The sequence below is a fragment of the Microcoleus sp. PH2017_34_RAT_O_A genome, assembly GCF_020737885.1.
GTDB lineage: Bacteria > Cyanobacteriota > Cyanobacteriia > Cyanobacteriales > Microcoleaceae > Microcoleus.
In genome coordinates this window covers 17364-37753 of record NZ_JAEQDD010000052.1, presented here as the reverse complement: position 1 = coordinate 37753, position 20390 = coordinate 17364, and the positions used below count along the sequence as shown (strand labels likewise).

14 protein-coding genes are annotated in these 20390 nt (G+C 46.5%); 3 read left to right on the top strand and 11 right to left on the bottom strand.

Annotated elements, in window-relative coordinates; all coding sequences use genetic code 11:
• Positions 1 to 537: 537 nt before the first annotated feature.
• On the bottom strand, positions 538 to 1299 hold the full coding sequence (locus tag JGK11_RS18385) for a calcium-binding protein (RefSeq protein WP_366053862.1): 762 nt from the start codon (positions 1297 to 1299) through the stop codon (positions 538 to 540).
• A 127-nt stretch (positions 1300 to 1426) separates the two neighbouring features.
• On the opposite strand from JGK11_RS18385, the gene JGK11_RS18380 reads away from it, so the two are divergent.
• On the top strand, positions 1427 to 1897 hold the full coding sequence (locus JGK11_RS18380; RefSeq protein ID WP_293212426.1) for a hypothetical protein: 471 nt from the start codon (positions 1427 to 1429) through the stop codon (positions 1895 to 1897).
• Here the strand turns inward: JGK11_RS18380 and JGK11_RS18375 are convergent.
• Positions 1857 to 6263, bottom strand: a complete 4407-nt coding sequence (locus JGK11_RS18375) for a DUF4347 domain-containing protein (protein ID WP_293212425.1) — start codon at positions 6261 to 6263, stop codon at positions 1857 to 1859. The genes JGK11_RS18380 and JGK11_RS18375 overlap by 41 nt on opposite strands.
• Positions 6264 to 6275: 12 nt before the next feature.
• Positions 6276 to 6416 carry a hypothetical protein gene (locus JGK11_RS18370; protein WP_293179828.1) on the bottom strand — a complete coding sequence of 47 codons (141 nt, stop codon included), beginning with the start codon at positions 6414 to 6416 and terminating at the stop codon, positions 6276 to 6278.
• 279 nt (positions 6417 to 6695) lie between these two features.
• Between JGK11_RS18370 and JGK11_RS18365 the strand changes: the two genes are divergently transcribed.
• Positions 6696 to 7760 carry a TIGR03032 family protein gene (locus JGK11_RS18365; protein ID WP_293198771.1) on the top strand — a complete coding sequence of 355 codons (1065 nt, stop codon included), beginning with the start codon at positions 6696 to 6698 and terminating at the stop codon, positions 7758 to 7760.
• 124 nt (positions 7761 to 7884) lie between these two features.
• Here JGK11_RS18365 and JGK11_RS18360 read toward each other — a convergent pair whose 3' ends face one another.
• The 7 genes from JGK11_RS18360 to JGK11_RS18330 form a co-directional block, all read right to left on the bottom strand.
• The gene (locus JGK11_RS18360; protein WP_293190935.1) at positions 7885 to 8784 is read right to left on the bottom strand and encodes an ABC transporter ATP-binding protein; all 900 of its coding nucleotides are present in this window, start codon (positions 8782 to 8784) and stop codon (positions 7885 to 7887) included.
• Between the two features lie 54 nt (positions 8785 to 8838).
• Positions 8839 to 9612, bottom strand: coding sequence for an ABC transporter permease (locus JGK11_RS18355; RefSeq protein WP_293179837.1), 774 nt, complete (start codon positions 9610 to 9612; stop codon positions 8839 to 8841).
• Between the two features lie 364 nt (positions 9613 to 9976).
• The gene (locus JGK11_RS18350; RefSeq protein WP_293179840.1) at positions 9977 to 11014 is read right to left on the bottom strand and encodes a hypothetical protein; all 1038 of its coding nucleotides are present in this window, start codon (positions 11012 to 11014) and stop codon (positions 9977 to 9979) included.
• A 94-nt stretch (positions 11015 to 11108) separates the two neighbouring features.
• Positions 11109 to 11819, bottom strand: coding sequence for a hypothetical protein (locus JGK11_RS18345; RefSeq protein ID WP_293179843.1), 711 nt, complete (start codon positions 11817 to 11819; stop codon positions 11109 to 11111).
• Between the two features lie 284 nt (positions 11820 to 12103).
• Complete coding sequence (locus tag JGK11_RS18340) at positions 12104 to 12574, bottom strand: Uma2 family endonuclease (protein WP_293179979.1); 471 nt, start codon at positions 12572 to 12574, stop codon at positions 12104 to 12106.
• A 203-nt stretch (positions 12575 to 12777) separates the two neighbouring features.
• Positions 12778 to 13803: an ABC transporter permease gene (locus tag JGK11_RS18335; protein ID WP_293179846.1), complete on the bottom strand. Its 1026-nt coding sequence runs from the start codon at positions 13801 to 13803 to the stop codon at positions 12778 to 12780.
• Positions 13804 to 14022: 219 nt separating this feature from the next.
• A complete protein-coding gene (locus JGK11_RS18330) occupies positions 14023 to 14367 on the bottom strand; it encodes a hypothetical protein (protein WP_293179849.1) in 345 nt (114 codons plus the stop codon).
• 987 nt (positions 14368 to 15354) lie between these two features.
• On the opposite strand from JGK11_RS18330, the gene JGK11_RS18325 reads away from it, so the two are divergent.
• Entirely contained in the window at positions 15355 to 18762 is a 3408-nt protein-coding gene (locus JGK11_RS18325; protein WP_293212427.1) for a PAS domain S-box protein, read from the top strand.
• Between the two features lie 222 nt (positions 18763 to 18984).
• Here the strand turns inward: JGK11_RS18325 and JGK11_RS18320 are convergent, their stop codons facing one another.
• Positions 18985 to 20052 (bottom strand): ABC transporter permease, encoded by a 1068-nt coding sequence (locus JGK11_RS18320; protein ID WP_293179852.1) that lies wholly within the window; start codon positions 20050 to 20052, stop codon positions 18985 to 18987.
• Positions 20053 to 20390: the final 338 nt, after the last annotated feature.

Here is a 20390-nt window from a genome sequence, read left to right as displayed (position 1 = left end):
TTTTTGGGCATATTCATCAACAAAAATTCTGACCATGGAATTATTTTTGCCATGATTACCCAACGATTATTCTCTGATAATTGTCCTTGTCCGTGAAGGGCAAAGTTGGACACTGCTTTTAGGGTTGGGTCAAGTTTTCGGTACATGAACGAAAGTGATGCTGTGCATGGCTTTTGACTGATTTTACCTCATAGTCTTACACATTGTCAGTGCCGATCGCGAGTCAAAGTTTTTTCAGGTAAGGGTTTTAGGCTTATTCAGCAAGCCCTAGCTAGCACTTTCGCCTGTTACAGAACCTTTTTTACAAAACTTTCCTTGTTTCTTTAGATTCGTTTTGCTTATCGGTACGATCGCCCACTTATCGGCTCGATCGCCCACTTATCGGTACGATCGCCCACTTATCGGTATGATGGAATCAATGACGTGGCGATCGACTGACTCACTCTTTTAAGATACAAGGGGCGGGTTCACCAACAATAATTGCCACTCAACCAATAATCTCAAAAACCCGCCCCCACCCAACGGTAAATCACTTCCCTAAATCTGGCGGAAATTCACGGATGTAATCGCATTAGCAGTCACTCCAATCATCACACCTAACTCCTCCCCCGTCAAGATATTTTTGATGAGAACTCCCTGAATATTTTGAGTTATTGCTAACTGATTAAAGCTCAAACCTCCGCTTAATCCAATTAAATCTTGACCCACGGTAAAATCAGCGATTATGTCAAATCCGCGATCGGCTTCTAAGACAAAAATATCATTCCCAATACCACCAGTCAAACTATCATTACCCAAGTCTCCATAAAGAATGTCGTCGCCCTGACAACCAGTTAGAGTATCGTTATCTTCCCCTCCATAAATAGTATCATTTCCTTCACACCCTCCCAGAATATCTGCTTGTTCGTTACCGCTGATAAAATCATCGCCAGCCCCGCCGCAAATGGTATCATCACCTTGACTTCCAAACAGCGAATCCTCACCTTCACTACCAAAGATTATGTCATTCCCTTTGCCTCCAAATAAGGTGTCATTACCCTTACCACCATCAATGAAATCATCATTTCTGTTACCATAAACGATGTCATCACCTTCGCGACCATTGATGGAGTCATTGCCTTTACCTCCGAAGATTAAATCGTTGCCAGCATCGCCCAGGATGATGTCATTATTTTCATCTCCAAATAAGATGTCGTCACCTTTGCCACCGCTGATAAAGTCATTGCCTTTATTGCCGTTGAATATGTCACGACTCTCGCCACTATATAAGTTGTCATTCCCAGATTTAGCATCGAATATATTGCCGTTGTTGCTGCCAAGAAATTCATCGTTTTGGGCAGTGCCTATTTGAATGCCGGATATACCGAGTATGGTGTTTTCAACTGTATTTGGTTGGTTTAAGTTGGGATAGTCAATTTCATCGCAGATGCAGTCATCGTTGGGGATGTTGTTAGTTATTGGTGTTGGCGTTAATTCGGGTGTTGGTGTTACCTCGGGCGTCGCTGCGGGTGTTGGCGTTACCGCAGGTGTTGGTGTCGGTGTCGGTGTCGGAGTTAGCGATGGTGTCGGCGTTGGTGCGGGTGTCAGTGTTTCCGCTGGCGTTGGTGTCGGCGTTACCGCAGGTGTTGGCGTTACCGCAGGTGTTGGCGTTACCGCAGGTGTTGGTGTCGGTATTGGTGCAGGTGTTTCGGTTACCGCAGGTGTTTCGGTTACCGCAGGTGTTGGCGTTACCGCAGGTGTTGTTGTCGGTGTCGGAGTTAGCGATGGTGTCGGCGTCGGTGTCGCTGTCGGAGTTTCCGATGGCGGGGGCGTCGGTGTTGGAGTTGGAGTTGGCGAGAAAGGCGTCGGAGTTGGACTTACCTCGGGCGTCGGAGTCGGCGAGGAGTTGGTGTGGTGACAGGAGTTGGTGTGGTGACAGGAGTTGGTGTGGTGACAGGAGTTGGTGTGGTGACAGGAGTTGGTGTGGTGACAGGAGTTGGTGCGGTAATATTCACACTAAAATTACCTAAACCGCTAGCAGCAGACAAATTGCCAACAACATCCTTCACCTGCGATGCTTGCAAATTAACTGTGTAAGTAGCATTATCAGTATTATCCCAACTTCCGCCTGGGGGAGTAAACGAATATGTCGCTGTGCGGGGTGTACCATTGCTATTAGTATTAACACTAATAAATCTAGCAGGAATAGCACCGCCTGACCAATTTACAACAACATCAGAATTTTCTAAACTGCTAACATCAACTCCACTGATATCACTGAAAGTAACTGTCAATGTCTGACTTGTACCACCTGCTGTAGTAATGTTAGAAATTGGTGCCAAGTTAGCCGTAGGTGGGATGACATCAATAATCGGGATCGTGATATTAGCAGTGCGAGTGAGTTGAGTGGCTGCGGTGTTATTGTTACCCGCAGCATCTGTGGCTTTAGCTGTGGGAATATCAACTGTGACATTACCACTAGCAGTAGGTGTGACATCAAAAGTGTAAGTTTTGGCATCAACTATGACAAAGTTTCCGACAGCAGCATTGGCTACGGTGATATCAGTAGTATCAAAGCCGATGACATTTTCACTGAAGGTAGCAGTGACGGTAAATAAACCAGTTACTGTGGTTGGTGATGTTGATGTTAAGGAAACTGTAGGTGCGGTGATATCAGCAGTGCGGGTAAGTTGAGTGGCTGCGGTATTGTTGTTACCAGCGGTATCAATCGCTCTAGCAGCAGGGACATCAACGGTGACATTACCAGTAGCATTCGGTGTGACTGTAAAAGTATAAGTTGTGCCGCTACCTGTGAAGTTGCTAATTGTACTGTTAGTTAGATTCACGCCAGCGGCGGTAAATCCTGTGACGGTTTCGCTGAAGGTTGCTGTGACTAGGAATGGTGCGTTTGTAGTGGTTGGTGATGCGGATGTTAGGGCTACTGTTGGTGCAAGAGTATCGGCAGTGCGAGTTAATTGAGCCGCAGCGGTATTGTTATTACCCGCGGTATCAATCGCTCTAGCTGCCGGGACATCAACTGTGACAGCGCCGTTAGCATTCGGTGTAACGGTGAAAGTATAGGTTGTGCCACTACCTGTGAAATTGCTAATCGTACTGTTAGTCAGATTCACGTCACTGGCGATAAATCCTGTGACGCTTTCGCTGAATGTTGCTGTGACTAAAAATGTTGCGTTTGTGGTGGTTGGTGAAGTTGATGTTAAGGTGACATTTGGTACAAGTGTGTCTACAATTATGGCTTTGCTATCAGCTAAAGACTGCCCCGCAGGAATAGTTAATGTTGCATTATTGCTCGCAGAATCTCTTAAGGTTGCACCAGTTGCTAAAGTTATGCGAGTTGAGTTGAGATCCGTGCTGTTTTGTCCGGTGGCTGGAGTATAAGTGCCGACAGCAGATGTGCCGGTAAAAGGTGCAATTGTGACAGTGCCGCCTGTATCTAGGTTGACTGTCATGTTACCGCCTGCTAAAGTAACTGCTTCGCTGAAATTGACGGTGACGTTGATGTTGCTAGTTGTGTTGTAACTGCCGTTGGCGGTGGTAGAGGTGACGCTGGTAACAGTTGGCACAATTCCATCTATTACTATTGCTTTATTAGCACCCAAAGAGTTAGCAGCAGCGGGTGCTGGTAATGTTAAGCTGGCATCAAAAGTGGCAGCATTCTTAATAGTACCGCCGCTTAAAGATAAAGCAGTTGTGGAAAGATAGTCTAAGTCGGCGCTGCGATCGCCTGCTGCTACTGTGTACCGGAATGTCAAGGTGTTAGTACCGGTGCCTGAGAGGTAACTGGCGACGGGTGTTGCACCTGCTAAGCTAAGTTGCGGCGTACCCGTGACGTTGACGATTTCAGAGAAGTTAACAGTGATGCCGATGTTTGTGCCGATGCCGTAAGTCCCGTCTGGGGTGGCTGCACTGACGCTGGTAATCGTGGGGAAGGAGTTAACTGTGATGTTGGCGGTTTCGGTAGCTGTGCTAAAAACGCTGGATGTTGTGTTATTGGTTCGATCGGTGGTGTAGTTAGCGGTAGTGCCATTTGTGCCGGTAATTCGATCCCAGGCGGCAAAGGTAATGGCGTTGGTGACAGTGCCGTTGTAACCTGCATTGGGCACAAACCGGATTTTGGTGTTGGCATCACTCGCTAATAGTAAGGCGTTGGTGGCAGAAACGGCTGGGGTGTTTGTCCAGGTTGTGCCATTGGTGGTGTATTGCCAAGTGCCGTTAGCGGTGTCTAATGCAGTGATGGCGATGCCTTGGGAGGCGCTGGCGTTGGGATCGGTGATTTTTGTGCCGCCGAGGTTGGCGATGATGGTGGAGATTAATGTGCCTGTACTGGCGCTGTCGTTTTGGTTTTGGGCGTTGAGGGTGGGTGTGCCGCTGTTGTCGAGTGCGGGCGAGTCGTTTACGAGGACGGTGACGGTGGTGGGGGTGGAGATGATGCCGTCGGTGGCGGTGTATTGAAAGGTTTCTACGCCGTTGAAGTTGGCGTTGGGGGTGTAGAGGATGTTGCTTTTGGGGTCGATCGCGATCGCAAAGACATAATCATTTGCATTGGGGTTGAAGGTAGCATCAGCGACACCTGTGGTGGGATCTAATTTGGCGATATAGTTGCGGGTTTGTCCGCCGATGTTGGTGAAATAACCGCCCACATAGGGGTTGCCACTGCTGTCAAAGGCGATCTCTCTAACACCATTATCTGCATTGGGGTTGAAGGTGGCATCGGCGACACCAGTTGTGGGGTTTAATTTGGCGATGCTGTTGCGGGTTTGTAGGCCGATGTTGGCAAAACTGCCACCCACATAGGGGTTGCCGCTGCTGTCAACGGCGATCGCATGGACACTACCACTCGCATTGGGATTGAAGGTAGCATCGGCGGCACCAGTTGTGGGGTTTAATTTGGCGATATTGTTGCGGGATTGTCCGCCAATGTTGGTGAAAGAGCCGCCCACATAGGGGTTGCCACTGCTGTCTATGGCGATCGTATTGACAGAAAAACCACTCGGATTCGGGTTAAAGGTAGCATCGGCGACACCAGTTATGGCGTTCAATTTGGCGATTCTGTTGCGGACACTGCCGCCGATGTTGGTGAAAATGCCGCCCACATAGGGGTTGCCACTGCTGTCTATGGCGATCGTATAGACAAAACTATTCGCATTCGGGTTAAAGGTAGCATCGGCGGCACCAGTTGTGGGGTTTAATTTGGCGATATTGTTGCGGGATTGTCCGCCGATGTTGGTGAAAGCGCCGACCACATAGGGGTTGCCACTGCTGTCTAAGGCGATCGCATAGACACTACCATTAACATTCGGGTTGAAGGTGGCATCGGCGACACCAGTTGTGGGGTCTAATTTGGCGATACGTCCGCGGGGTTGTCCGCCGATGTTGTTGAAAAAGCCGCCCACTATGAGGTTGCCACTGCTGTCTATGGCGATCGCTAAGACACTATCATCCGCATTTGGGTTGAAGGTGCTATCTAATGTCCCATCGCTATTCAACCGAGCGATATTGTTGCGTGCGAGTCCACCGATGGTGGTAAAACGGCCCCCGACATAAATCCAGTCATTAATAATCGCTGTACCGTTGGTGGGGGCAGTAGTGATGCTTTGAACTTTCGGTCTTCCGCTACCTGTGTCGTTGGCGAGTACGTCAATGCTAACTGCCGACGAGTTGACGGGAATGGCTTTGTTGTCGGGGTTGACGGTGGCTAGTATGTGGCTGTAAGCACTGAGGGTGTTGAGGTTAAATGCTACTGCTGTTTCTATCGGGCCTGTTTGTACTTCTAATTCCCAGTCTCCGCCTAATTCAGCACTGCCAGTAGGATTAGCTGAAGCGGCGATATTGGCCTCAATGATTTCACTCAATCGCTTGACGAAATTTTTGCCAGCTTCTCCTTTGCCTATTTCACACCCATATAATAAGATGTCTGCGTTAGCTATCAGGGCGTTTCGCCACTGTTGCAACTGTTGGCTGTAGTTTTCGATGTTGTTGCTGTTGAGTTCTGTCGTGCCTAAGTAAATCTTGCCGGAACCGCCGTGGGTGATGATGTGTAGGGCTTTGATACCTGTGTGCTGAGCTAGGAATGTGGTGATTTGCTCGATCGCATCGGTCTTATTTTTGAGGATGTAGGTAGCTGTATCTGGTTTGATGCCCTGGATTAGGTAGTGGCTGTCGGGTATTGTGGGGTCAATGATGACGATTTCCCTTGGTTGGTTGCGAAAGGAACCAATCAAAGAGTTTTTTTTATTGGGGTTAATTTGAACTAGAGTTTTCATCTGCTTTTCGTTCTAGTAGAATAAGTTGTTGTTAACTTGGTCTAGCTCGATCGCCAAATTTAATTTTTTATCTGCGGCAATTCTACCTGCTAGCAGACGAAACGCTAGATTTTTAACTACTAGGAATTTAGCAAGGTTCTCTTCGAGAATCAATGGCTTAGCTTCTCATTTACCAAATCTTTATTTTATAAGTAATTTTACATAAATCATAAAAATTTAAGAAGTGGGGCGGGTTTATGAGATTGTGGGTTTTAGCCAATTATTGGAGCGTAAAACCCGCCCTTGCATTTGGGATATATAAAAAAGATATAGCCTTTCTCAAAAAGATGAGGTATGACTGACAGCTTACATAACCTCCCAGACAAAGAGGGCTCGCATCCCAACAACGTCCGCGAATATGAGAGCTAGATCCGCTATATGCCTCTAAATTCTATGAATAACGAACGAGCCACTTTCAATACAGTCCACGAACACGATATTTTTGGCGATCGCGATTTACCAGCTTGGTTAACCGAACAACAAATCAGCCTCGCTTGTACTACTTATCAAACCAGCAGGTTGATGTTAATCGGTGCCGCGCCAGAAACCAACAGAATCTCGGCTTTTTGGCGAATATTCGATCGCGCAATGGGACTTTTCTGCACGCCGGAACGCCTTTATCTCAGCTCAAAATATCAACTCTGGCAATTAGATAATGTGCTGGCTGCGGGTGGACAACATCAAGGTTACGATCGCCTTTACATACCGCGCATCGCCCACACCACAGGAGATATCGACATTCACGATATCGCTGTTGATAAAAATAACCAAATTCTGTTTATCAGTACCTTGTTTAATTGTATCGCTACTTTGAGCGATCGCCACAGTTGCAAACCTTTATGGAAACCACCGTTTATCTCACAATACATCAACGAAGACCGCTGTCACCTCAACGGTTTGGCAATGGTGGATGGAGAGGCAAAATATGTCACAGCGTCGAGTCAGTCGGATGTGGTGGATGGTTGGCGCGATCGCAGAAAAAATGGCGGCATAGTGATTGATGTCGCATCTAATGATATCATCGCTACGGGATTGTCGATGCCGCATTCACCTCGCTGGTATCGAGATAAGTTGTGGTTGCTGAATTCGGGGAGAGGAGAATTTGGTTATGTCGATTTAGAGACAGGGAAATTTCAGGCGATCGCATTTTGTCCGGCATATGTCCGAGGATTGGCTTTTTGGCAAAATTGGGCGATTGTTGGATTGTCGAAACCGAGGGGTGGTGACAATACTTTTAGCGGTTTAGAGTTGGATGAGTTGTTGGTAGCCAAAGATGCTGAGGCTCGCTGCGGTATGATGGTGATAGATTTGACTACTGGTGCGATCGTACATTGGTTGCGGTTTGAAGGAGTTGTCACGGAACTTTATGATGTGCAGGTGATTCCTCAAGTGCAAAAGCCGATGGCTTTGGGTTTTCAAACGGAAGAAATTGCTCAGTTAATTACTTTGGAACTTTAACCGCTGATGGTGGCGGATGGACGCACGGGTAGCTAGAAACCGGGTTTTTGCGAGAATACTTCGTTACTGTCGGTAAAAATCGTAAAAACCCGGTTTCTTGGATTGTGCGCGAGGGTCAGAAATGTTAAGATAGAGTTTGTTTTGTAACCTCTACATAAATATGTTCTAACCGCACCGGATAGCGAGCTATTGAATCAATAGAAATCCCATCAAAACGCAAAATAATATCCTTTAATTCCAAACGTTCCGGCAGCCAAAAAGCCAAATCGCTACCGTAGCGGCGGGGAATAAAACTGTATTCTGCTGCGCGGGCGATGACTTCAGCTTCTGCGTCGGTTTTAACCACAATAATTTCCTGAGCCGGAATTAGTTTTTGCAACTCCTCCAAACTGCCCTCAGCCACAATACTACCATTCTTTAAAATCCCAATTCTCTGACACAAACGCTCAGCTTCATCCAACAAATGAGTTGTTAGCAAAATCGTAATTCCTTCCGATTGCAAACGCTGAATCAACTCCCAAATTTCATAACGAGCCTCAATATCTAAACCAGTTGTCGGTTCATCTAAAATTACTAATTTAGGCTGGTGAACCAAAGCCACCGCAATATTCAAACGGCGCTGCATTCCTCCGCTCAAAGTTTCCACCGGACTTTGAGCTCTATCTATCAAATTTACTGCTTTTAAGCATTGTTCTACTTGATAGCGGCGCTGTTGGCGCTCTAAACCATAAATTTGAGCAAAAAAATTGAGGTTTTCTGCACAGCTAAGGCTTTTGTAAAGCAAATTTTCTTGAGGCGCTACACCGATTAACAGTTTAGTAGCTTCCGAAACAGGTTCGCCATTGATGAAAACCTTACCGCTGTCAGCATTTAGCAAATTGCATAAAATATTGATAGTTGTAGTTTTGCCCGCCCCATTTGGCCCCAGCAAACCGTAAATTTCGCCAGCTTGAATGTGCAGTGTTAAATCGTTAAGCACTGAACGTTCGCCGTAAGCCTTATTTAGCTTTTCTATTTGCAGCACTGCTTAAAATCTCCTAGTTTTTTCTCTAAATTATCTTTTAATTCCCTGATTTATTTAAAGTCTTCTTTCTACTCTTAACATCCGCCGATATGACAGCCATCCGCCTGCGATCATCGAAATAGCAAATATGAATAAAAACCAGAAGTGCGATTCAATATCCGCAAAATCTTTGCCGTTAGCCCACACGCCTATCAGCGCTTCGTTCATATGATAAATCGGATTGTACTGGGCGAGATCCAGCAGGGTTTTGGGGAACAGCGCAGTTGGCAAAAATGCACCTCCTAAAATCAACAAAGGAACGCCGAAAGCGGCTACTAGCGAGTTGACATCTTCTGTGCGCCTCGCAAACTGCGTCCCCAGAATAAAGCCAACTCCTACGTAGGATACAATGCTGAGTAGAATAATCGCGCATCCTAACAGAATAGATCCTTGAAATTGTGCTCCCAAACACGCTGCTATCGTGTATACTAAAAGTACCTGACCGATGCCGATCGCACTGTGAGCCAGAAAAATTCCTAAAAAGTAGGAAGTGCCACTCAGGGGGGAAACAAATAAGCGCTTGAGAGTATGCTGTTCTCGCTCTGAGACTACCGTGGCTACACTGCCGCCGAGACAGCTAAAAAATAAAGCGGCTCCTACTAAACTTGCAGGTGCAGCACTTTCAAAGGCTTTGGCTGTGGTGAGATTGGCGCGTTCTTTTAAAATTAAACCATTGATTAGCAAGATAGAAATTGGAAAAATACTCCACAAGACTAAGCTGCGCCGCCGCCTTCCCAATTCAATTAAAATTCGCTGCGCTACTGCGAGGGTTTCATACCAGTATTTCATAGGGATTGTGTTAGCATTGTAAGAATTGGAAATTGACATCAAGTCCGAAAAGAATCAACACAATCAAATTGGTTCGTAGTGAGGAATTTAGTCCGCATCAATCCGAGGACTCGCATTCCGAACGATCAAATTGGTTCGTAGTGAGGAATTTAGTCCGCATCAATCCGAGGACTCGCATTCCGAACGATCAAACCTTCTTGATGGCATTGAATTTACCGGAAATTATATGATTATTGATAATAACGCCACGGCATATTATACCATAGAAATACTAAGAATGTTAAATTTCAATAAAAAACCCGCCCGCGCGGGTTTTGTGATTTGACCAGACTAGGTTTTAAATTTTCGGTGTCTGTCGCTGCGCTCATTTAATACTAAAGTTCGTACCTCTGTAACATCCTTGAAAAGAAGTTAAACTTGTACGGTTTGTCTGTTCGAGTTTAGTCACGAGGGAGGGAGTATTACTTTCAGGATTTGTACCCCACTTGTAAATAAAGTCGCCGATGTAGTTTCCGGTTGCTTCGTAGCTGTGCACTTGTATCGGAATTCCCGAAACTCCTGAAACTGTTTGGTTGTTGTATCCGTTAACAATGATTTTCTCGATAACTGCTCCGGGTTCTACAGTCACGTTCCAGTTGACTGGTTCGTAGGCCGAAAGTGCAAGTATTATTGGCTTGTTGCGGCGTTCTACTTTGACTTGGATAGCACTTTTCGACAAATTTGCCTTCCCGTGTTCGGCATTAGCTTCGTAAACACCAATCAAATGAAGTTCTTTATCTCCGGTTGACGAACCAACATAGGCTGAAAAATCGTCGGAACCGCCAATCCCGCAGTTGGCGGCCGAACTAATGGGGGAAGTAAAAGTTGTTTTTTCGGCGAGTTTCTGCTGCACCGTCGGGACTACCCACCAACCGGTTCCAACTCCTAAAGCACCTATTAAAGCAGCGGCAATTCCGAAAGGAATGACGTTTGTGAGGTGGCGAAAGGCGGTTGTTGCAGTTACTTGGGCTCGGGTTTGCTGCCAAGTTTCAGCAGTTTTTCCGGCATTGCCGCCATCTAGACAAGCTAACAAAGCTAAACTTTCCGGCTGTTCGAGCAGACTTTGAACTGCTTTCCCTTCCCCAACGTAGAGATTTCGAGTTTCGGTGTCTAACAGCAGCCAGTAGCGATCGCCCTCGCCGAAGTTGTACTCTTGTAGCGCAGGCTGAACTAAATCGTGCTGCAAAAATACCAGCCAAGCCATGTTATTGCCAGTTCCGACTATTTTGCCGTCGCTGAAAATAAGTTGGTCGATGTCGGGTTCCCACCGCCAAGCTACCCAGCGACTGTCTCCTCGATAGCCGAGGGATTTTTCGAGTTGCGGATGAGCAGTTATTTCTAAGCGTTGAACTAAGTTTGACACAGTTGGTCTCCTCAACTACGCGCGATCGAAGCTATCCCAAAGGGTAGGGAATCGCTACTTCCAGTCTTAGCTTAACTTATCGGGCGATCGTCCTTCAAAAACTACCCGTGCCGTTGCCCGTGGTACTGTTGGGAGACACATTGTTGCTGGGATTGGTATTCGGCGAAGTTCCCGGATTGAAATTATTCTGTTGATTAGTATTCGGCGAAGTTCCCGGATTGAAATTATTCTGCTGATTGGTATTCGGCGAAGTTCCCGGATTGGCATTATTGTTGGGAATTGTATTCGGCGAACTTCCTGGATTCAGATTATTCTGCTGATTAGTATTCGGTGAAGTTCCCGGATTGGCATTGTTGTTGGGATTAGTATTCGGCGAAGTTCCCGGATTGGCGTTGTTGTTGGGATTAGTATTCGGTGCAGTTCCCGGATTTGCGGGATTTGCGGGATTTGCGGGATTTGCGGTACCAGCAGGAGTAGTTATCGGGGCGCCGGCAGCATCTCTGGTGACGCTATTGGGGTTGCGGGGGGCTGCTGGATTAGCTGCGTTGGGGTTATTTCCAGGAGCATTGGCTGGGTTGTCGGCTGCGGGAGCCGTTTTTTGGGGAGCAGCGTTGGTGCCGCACAAGCTGACTAAATCAAAAGTTGTACCGCTTGGGGTTTCGATGAAGCAAACCGGCACATCTACTCGCGGGTTTGAGGCCCTGGGAAACTGGCCCGTTCCGGGCATGGGACGGCTAAAGGCGACTTGTGCCATCAATGGAGTCAAGGCAGCCGATAGAGCGGCTGCGAGGCGCAATAATCTCATCAGCACTTCCTCAAATGTTATATTTATTGGATCCACTATGCCTTATAAACTGCCAAGTGTCCTCATTCTGAAAGCCGATCTTTTTTACCAGAAAGAATTGGTTGAAAGCCCGCCCGCCTTCGAGGGAGACATTAAAATCAGAGTATTCATTACTCCAATACTCAGACTTCTGGGTAGAGGTAGCTCTCCAACTGTCAACTGTCAACTGTCAACTGTCAACTGTCAACTGTCAACTGTCAACTGTCAACTGTCAACTGTCAACTGTCAACTGTTTACAAATCCTCCTAGAGAGCCGCCACTGCCTGCAACATCTCGCGCACGCAGAAAGTACACTTAGAAAAAGCTGAGAGCGCCACAGTCGAATCCTCTGACAAAATCATTTGACTCCGGTACCCGTCGTCTGAGGGTTCTCGAAATACATGAAGCTGGCGTTGGTGGATATCTAGCACCCAAAAATCGTCAATCTGCGATGCAGCATAGATATCTCCTTGAGTCTCGCAGTCATTTTGAAGCGTACCATCGACTATTTCGATCAGCAGATATATCTCCGAGGCGATGGGATGGCGGTCAGTATAGCGCAGGGCGTCTGGCATCACAACTGCGATCGACGGTTTTGCTTGGGCATCGCCTAACTGAATTGGTAGCTCCACCCGCACTAAAACCTCATCTCCTAACAGCTTTTCCAGCAACTTCTGAATAAGTACAATCGCTGTAGCATAATCGGTTCCCTGTATTTTCATTTTTTTGACAATCAGTCCTGCAACTAATTTTACTTATTGTGAGTTTAATATTTTAGTCGATCGTACCTAATAATCTTCCACGCATATCAAAGGAGCAGATAGCCGGGGAGTGGGAGATTGGGAGAGGGGGAGAGGGCGAAAATCTTCATTCTTTATTCTTTTTTTTGTCAACTGTCAACTGTCAACTGTCAACTGTCAACTGTCAACTCTTCCTTCATTTAGTATCTAATTCGCGGGTCAATGTAAGCATTTAAAATATCAATTACAATACTAGCAATTACTACAATTCCCGCAAAAAACACCACAATACCTTGAACAGTTGGATAATCTCGCAAGCTAATCGCTTCATAAAGACGATTTGCCAGCCCCGGCCAAGAAAAAGTAACCTCAGTTAAAATAGCACCACCCAACAGTGCAGCAAAAGTCAGTCCCAAGACAGTAATTACCGGAATCAGCGCATTTTTGAGAGCGTGAGCCCATAAAATTTGCAATTCAGGAATTCCGCGAGCTCTAGCTGCTTCAACATAATCTGCTTGCAAAGTTTGCTTCAGATTCACCCTGACAATTCGCTCAAAAATGCCACTCAAAAGAATGCCCAGCGTCAAACTCGGGAGTGCCAAATAATGCAAACTTGTGAAAAACTGACCGGGGTTAGCGCTCAAGAGACTGTCTACAGTGTACAGTCCCGTGTAGCCTTGGGGAGCTGGGAATGTTACCGGAAACCGAGTTCCCAACGGAAACCAGCCCAACTGTACGGCGAAAATCAACTGCAAAACCATGCCAGCCCAAAAAGCCGGCAGCGAGTAAGTAATAATCCCAAACAAACGGCCTGCTGCATCGAAAATAGTGTTGGGGCGGGATGCCGCCAGGGAACCGATACTGATGCCGACAATTAAAGCTATGGCCATGCTACAAACTGCTAATTCGACTGTCGCGGGGAAATAGTCTCCGATAATTTGCCAGACGGTTTGGCCGCGAGTGGTGATGGAGGTTCCCAAGTCGAAGCCCAGCAAGTCTTTCATGTATTTTAGATATTGCTCCCACAGGGGTGCGTCGAGGCCTAGTTGGGTTCGCATTGCTGCTTTGGCGGCGGCGGGTGCTCGCGAGCCGAGAATGGCATCTATGGGGTCGCCCGGAGTGGCCCGGAGTAACAAAAATACTGCTGTGGTGATTGTCCACAACATTAGGGGTGCGAGTAGCAAGCGGACAAAAATATAAGATTGCAGGGCTTTTGAACGAGACATAGGAATTGGGAATTGGGAATTGGGAATTGGGAATTGGGAATTGGGATTTGATTTTAGTGATTGTCGATCGACTTTTTGCCAATTCCAGATTTTCCGATTGCGAGCATCTGCATGGTGCTTTTATATTATTGCTGTCCCCGCTCGCGTATTGTATAAGAGAGCAGGGACGATCGCACTCAAACAAAAAAAGGCTTTTTACGAAAATGAGATGCTTCCTTCCTATTCGCCCAGTAGCGATTCAAATGCAGCTTGCAAAGACTTGATATCGCCTACTCTGGCTACTAACAAGTTTTCGCTGCCGGCATCCTGCAATCTATCCTTCCAATACTGGATGCTATCCGAGTTGTTCATCCAGAAACTAATCACGGTATTTACAACTCGATCGACATCCCAGCCGCGATAGGGAGAAATTATCTCTACCGATGCTACAAAAGAATCGAGAGTACACTTTCGGTTTCCCAAGTATTCTACACCTGACGGCTGCTGTTGTTGCAGTAATTCCTGCTGCTGGTTAAAAAACGTTAAAGTTGGAGATACGCCCAGGATTTCAAATGTATAGCTCATGTTATCCTCCCGAAGTATTATTTTGCTCAAAGGTCGATCGCGTAGCGGGGCGTAAGCCATTGTCCACAAAAGCCAAAAACACTTGACATTACGCAAAAATAGGTACACATGGCCGAGGCTCATGGAGGTCGCACCCAAAATTTTAGACTCCTGTTCAACCTCCTCGATCGAGGCGAGTAAATCTAAAATCTAAAATCTAAAATCTAAAATCGAGTGACGTTGCTGCCCTCGATGCACCACAAGATCCTTTAATTACAGTCTTGGCGTGCGATCGCGCTTTTGCCCGCTTATTCTATGAATAGCAAATTTTTTAACAGTCTGGTGTCAAATAACTTACATTTTTGACATCCCCCAGCCATTGAAAATTCTAATCTGATTTTGATTGAGCAGGGGTAACGCGGGCCACCTGCACCTGGAGAAAGCGATCCGATTTTAGATTAAAGATTTTAGAATTGGGAATGACTGATGAATTAAGGAGTTGTATGCTTTTTTGACCTGGTGTGAGTTTTGGGGCTGGAGTTCGGGAGCATCTCATTTTTGTAAAAAGAATTTTTTTATAGTGCGAACTCGTATAGCTCGCGTATTATACGATACGCGAGCTCCCGACAGCACTATTAAATGCAAAACAGAGATGCTCCCTTGGAGTTCTCGATCGCGATCGCCAGATTCAGGAAAGTAGTACCATGATTAATATTACAATTTTTTTACAGTAGTGCTTGAAACCTCAGCGAAGTTTTGACCGGGCGGCTACCCCAATTCAATATTGCTGTGGGACTTTGTATAGCGGTTCTCACAAAGATGAGGTACGTTGTTGGGCTTCAGCCCTCTTGGTTTCAGTGGTTATATAACCTGTCAGTCATACCTCACCTTTTTGAGAAAGGCTATAACTTATACTATCTAGGGCATCTTGGAAACGACAAACGATACGCAAACCTCGTAGGTGTCAGAATAATATTGATGTTATTGAAAACTCTGAGCCGTCGTCTGATGAAAAGCTCGCCCAAGATGTCACTGAGCCTCGTCTTGCTGATGCCGCTGGTGGTGCAAATCTCCGTAGCAGTCGGCGTCACTGGATGGCTGTCTTTTCGCAACGGCCAGAAAGCCGTCAATGACCTTGCTACCAGGTTGAGCTTGGAAGTCGCAGCGAGGACTAAAGAAAATTTCCGCAGTTTTGGAGAGGTGTCTCACCTGTTCCTGCAAATGAATAATGCTGCGATCGCCTCTGGAAACCTAGACCCTGATGACTTCCCCAACTTAGAGCGCTTTTTTTGGAATCAGACCAAGCTGAGCGATCGCACTACAACCATCTACTACGGCGACGAACAGGGCAAATTCCTCTTGCTCAAACGCGAAGCAGATGAATTAGTATACATCAGAGACGAATCAACTGCTCCCAACCGCCAAATTTATCGCCTCGACAGCAAAGGAAACCGCACTGAGCTAATCAAAACCGCCCCCTACGACCCCCGTACTAGACCGTGGTACCAAGCTGCCAAACAGGCAGAAAAAGCCACCTGGTCTCCGATCTACGTCTTCACTGCCTCGCCAGTTCTCGGCATTACGCCGGTGATGCCGATTTACACTGAAACAGGAAAACTGCGGGGGGTATTGGCAATTGACCTGACTCTTTCTCAAATCAGCGATTTTCTCAAAAGTATCAAAATTAGCCCGTCAGGAGAAGTTTTTGCGATCGAGCGCAGCGGGGAAATAGTCGCCAGTTCCACAGATGAATTGCCGTTTATCACTGACAACAAAGGACAAAAACGGCTGTTGGCAACACAGAGCAAAAATTTGCTAATTCGATCGGCTTCCACATACTTGCAAACACGATTTGGCAGTTTTGAAGAAATTGACAGCCAAGGACAGTTTAGCTTCGATATAAAAGGCAAACGTCAATTCATTACGGTCGCTCCCCTGCGAGACGGCCGCGGTCTCGATTGGCTGATTGTCGTAGCAATCCCGGAAGCAGACTTTATGGAGCAAATTAACGCCAACACTCGCACAACTATTTTATTGTGCTTTTTTGCCTTCATACTGGCGATCGTCCTGGGAATTTTCACATCTCGCTGGGTTGTCACACCAATTACCCGATTGCTGGAAGCTTCCAAAGCTTTAACAAAAATGTCCGAAGCTGCCGACTTCACCTCCGCCGAATTAGACGGCGAAGTCGAAGTCAAAGGCGTCAATGAACTCGGCGTCCTGGCTCAGTCTTTCAACCAGATGGCCAGACAATTGCGATCGTCTTTTGTAGCCCTAGAACGAACCAACTCCAGTTTAGAACAGCGAGTAGCAGAGCGGACTGCCGAACTCGAAGCCACCGAAGCAGAATTGCGGGCTTTGTTTGCAGCCATGAACGAATTAATTGTAGTTGTGGATGCCACCGGTCGCTATTTGAAAATCGCGCCCACAAATATGTCGCTGCTCTACAAACCAGCAGCAGAATTAGTTGGTAAAACTATCGGAGAGCTGTTCCCGCAAGCTACAGCAGACAATTTTCTCAACCACATTCGAGCAGCTTTAGATAGTCAGCAAACAGTTAGCATCGAGTACGATTTAACCATTAACGACCGCGAAATTTGTTTTGCAGCCAGCATTTCGCCGCTTTCAGAAGAATCCGTAATTTGGGTGGCTCGCGACATTACCGAACAGAAGCGAGCCGAATCAGTGCGGCGGATGAGGCAAAAACAATTGCTCAAACAAAATACGGTTTTGCTAGAATTGGCAAGAAATAAAGCGCTATATCGAGGCGATTTGCAAGTAGCTTTAAGAGAAATCACCGAAGCGGCGGCTCATACCCTAGATGCAGAAGCAGCCGGAGCGTGGTTGTACGATGAAAGCCGATCTAAATTGCAATGTCTAGACCAATTTCACCGCAGTAACAGCGAGCATTCCCAAGGTGCCGAACTCGCAGCACCAGACTATCCAGCTTATTTTAAAGCTTTGGAAGAAGACCGGACGATCGCAGCCGACGACGCTCTCTCAGATATCAGAACCAGAGAATTGGTATCATCTTACTTTGCAGAAGGCGGCACCACATCCACATTGGATGCGCCGGTGCGATTGGGAGGACATACAGTTGGAGTCCTCTGTATCGAACAGGTGGGAAGTGCTCGCCACTGGACAGTAGAAGAACAAAATTTTGCTGCTTCCCTCGCAGATTTGGTATCATTGGCGATCGAAGCCAGCGATCGCGATCGGACACAAAACGCCCTGCGTCAAGCAGAACAAAAATACCGCAGCATCTTTGAAAACGCAGTCGAAGGCATTTTTCAAACCACCCCCGAAGGTCGCTTCTTGAGCGTAAATCCATCCTTAGCCCGCATCTACGGCTACGCCACTCCCGAAGAATTGACATCAAATCTCACCAACATCAGACAGCAAACTTACGTCAATCCTCAACAACGCGAGAAGTTTATGCGAGTGATGAAAGAATCTGGACAAATTTCGGGGTTTGAGTCAGAAGTTTACCGCGTTGACGGCAGCATAATTTGGATTTCCGAAAGCGCCCGTGCAGTGTGCGACACGCGCGGTGAGGTAATCTACTATGAAGGTAGTGTCGAGGATATTAGCGATCGTAAAGTCTTTGAATCCGCCTTGCAACTCGCCCTAGAAGCAGCCGAAGCAGCCTCCACCGCAAAAAGCGCATTTTTAGCAAACATGAGCCACGAACTGCGGACGCCCCTCAATGCCATCATCGGCTACAGCGAAATGCTCCAAGAAGAAACCGAAGAATCCGGCTACAATGAACTCACCCCAGACTTAGACAAAATCCGCACATCCGGCCGACACTTGCTATCGCTAATAAACGACATTCTCGACATTTCTAAAATCGAAGCCGGTCGCATGGATCTCTACTTAGAAACCTTCGACATCGCCACCTTAATTGAAGAAGTCGCCGACACCGCCGCGCCACTAATTGAGAAAAATCATAACACTTTAAACTTACAGCAAATAGGCAATATCGGCACTATGCACGGTGACATTACCAAACTGAGGCAGATTTTATTGAATTTGCTAAGCAATGCCACCAAATTCACTCACAATGGTACAATTACCCTCAGCGCCAGCCGAGAACAAATCGCCGGCTACAGCAGCGAAGCGACACCACAAAACAGTTCGGAACCTGCGGTAAATTCTCCATCCTCAAATCCCAGTAAAGAATTTTTAGTAGTTAATTGTACAGATACAGGAATTGGCATGAATCCCGAGGAATTGCAGAACATTTTCCAACCCTTTATCCAAGCAGACGCTTCTACCACGCGCAAATACGGCGGCACTGGTTTGGGACTAGCAATCAGCCAGCGTTTTTGCCTCATGATGGGTGGCAATATTTCAGTAAACAGTCAAGTCGGTGTTGGTTCTACTTTTACCATCCGCTTACCTATTAATACTTAAACAAGTAATTGGTCATTGGTCATTGGTCATTTTTTGCTTCGTCATTACCAATTCCCCATTACCAATTCCCCATTACCAGAAAGAATTGGTTGAAAGCAAGAAAGCGAGTGAGGGAGAAATTAAAATCCGACTATTCATTACTCCAATCCTCTTCCTTCTAGGTAGAGGTCGCTCTTAAACTGTCAACTGTCAACTGTCAACTGTCAACTGTCAACTGAACAATTACCTTTGAATGCTTCTCGGATCGAGAGCATCCCGCAATCCATCCCCCAATAAATTGAACGCCAAAACAGTCAAAATAATCAGCGTCGCCGGAGGCCAAACCAACCAGGGCTGCAACACTATAATTGAAGCATTCGTAGACAAAGATAGCAAATTTCCCCACGAAGGATCGGGCTGTTGAATTCCCAAACCAATCAAACTCAAAACCGACTCCGCCACAATAAAACCCGGAACCGACAAAGTAGCAGAAATAATTACATAAGTTGCAGTTTGTGGCAACACGTGGCGGACAATAATATAAATTGGGTTGGCGCCCATAGCCCGCGCCGCTTGCACGAATTCTAGCTGTTTAATTGACAGTACCTGACCGCGAATTACCCGCGCCAAACTCGCCCAACTGATAAATGAAGTAATCAGCACAATCAAAATAAATCGCTGAGCACTTGTCAATCCGGGCGGAAGGACTGCCGCTAGAGCTACTAATAAATAAAGACCGGGAATCGTCATCAATACTTCAGCAAAGCGCATTAAAATACTGTCAATCCAACTGCCGAAATAACCAGATATTCCTCCGATTAACAATCCTAAAGGAAAGGAAATTGCTATACCAACTAAACCAATACTGAGGCTAATGCGGCTGCCCTGTACTAAGCGGCTGAATTGATCGCGAGCTTGTTCATCAGTGCCTAAAAGGTTAATTTTGCCTTCTCCTGTAGTGCCAAACAGGTGGATATCCCAAGGCAAAATTCCTAAAAACTTATAGGGAGAACCTTTGACAAACAAACCAACAGCAGATGGTTTTTGCCAGTCTACAATTACCTCGCGAGCGCCCGTATTCGCATCCACCGGCCCCTGAGCAGTCGGGTAAACGTGGGGGCCGATAAATCGCCCGTCTTTGGTGCTTAAATAAATCTGAGTTGGTGGCAGCAAGGAACTGTTTAATTGAGAGTCGTAGGGGTCGTAGGGAGCCACAAATTCGGCAAAAAGTGCGACTGTATAAAAAATTAACAGCACTACGGCTCCCAACCGAGCTAGAGGATTATTTTTAAGATTTTGCCACCATTTCATAAGTTTTAGGTTTGAGATTTTAAGTTGGTTCGTAGTAAGGACTTTAGTCCTCCCAGGTTCGTAGTAAGGACTTTAGTCCTCCTAGGTTCGTAGTAAGGACTTTAGTCCTCCCAGGTTTGTAGTGAGGACTTTAGTCCTTTGCGAGCGTTTTTTTCGGAGAGTAAGAAGCGGTTTGAGGAGTGCGAGCGTCCCCGCTCGCTACATATAAGGAAGCGAGCGGGGACGCTCGCACTCACATAATAGCAAAACTGAGATGCCCCTAATCCTTTCTTCACGGAATCAGTAGCAAGGGCTGAATTCGTTACTAATACAATTTTTAGCAGAAAGAATTGGTTGAA